Annotated in this window: 2 protein-coding genes; one reads left to right on the top strand and one right to left on the bottom strand. The window is 70.6% G+C overall.

Features of this window, described 5'->3' with window-relative positions; genetic code table 11:
- Positions 1-170, top strand: a 170-nt coding sequence (locus tag DU475_RS23895; RefSeq protein WP_164633526.1) for a DUF3253 domain-containing protein, incomplete at its 5' end; no start/stop codon positions are given.
- 8 nt (positions 171-178) lie between these two features.
- Here the strand turns inward: DU475_RS23895 and DU475_RS23900 are convergent.
- The coding region (locus tag DU475_RS23900) for a YdcF family protein (RefSeq protein WP_164633527.1) at positions 179-827 on the bottom strand (649 nt) is incomplete at its 5' end.

Consider the following 827-nt stretch of genomic DNA (forward strand, 5'->3'; position numbering starts at 1 on the left):
CCCACGCGCTCCGCCCCGAGGGTGACTGGCACGCGCTGCTGATGCCGATCCGCCGCGCGGCGGTCGGTCTGGCGCTGGCCGGACGGCTGGTGATCTATCGCAAGGGAAAGCCGGCCGATCCGAACGATTTCCGCGGCGTGTACCGGCTCGGCCTGCCCCGGCACGATTGAGCGGCGCGCTACGGCGACGGCAGCAGTGACGGGATCTTGCCGCCGAGCCGGTAGGCCAACAGCCCTGCCCATTCGTGCGCGGCGACGTCGGTGCGCGCCAGTCCCGCCGCCAGCGTCGCGAACGGGCGCGCCACGTCTTCGCGACCACGTGTCCGCCAATCCACCGGATAGGCGACCACGTCGAAGCCGGCGGCACGAAACGCCATGATCGACCGCGGCATGTGGAATGACGAGGTGACCAGCAGCCAGAGTTCGCCGGGCTTGGGCGACACCAGCGCGCGCGTATTGGCGGCGTTCTCGGCGGTCGTGCGCGATTTGTCCTCCAGCACCAAGCGGCCGGCAGCGAGCCCGAACCGCTCCAGCAACTCGCCGGCGAGCGGCGCTTCGGCAGCCGAGCGCTGGATCAAGTTGCCGCTGCCCCCGCTGTAGACGATCCGTGCCTGCGGATAACGCCGCGCCAGATCGAGCGTGGCGAGCACGCGCTCGGCGGATGCATCGAGCTCGACCGTATTGCGCGCGGCGCTGACCTCGGAATTGATCGCCCCGCCGAGCACGATGATCCCGTCCGGGGCGCGGCCGGCGTCGTGCCATGGCGGGTAGCGTTCGGACAGCGACAGCAACAGCACGTTGCCGAGCGGCGAATAGCCGGCGATCAGC

This window comes from Rhodopseudomonas sp. WA056, from assembly GCF_010906995.1.
GTDB lineage: Bacteria > Pseudomonadota > Alphaproteobacteria > Rhizobiales > Xanthobacteraceae > Rhodopseudomonas > Rhodopseudomonas palustris_G.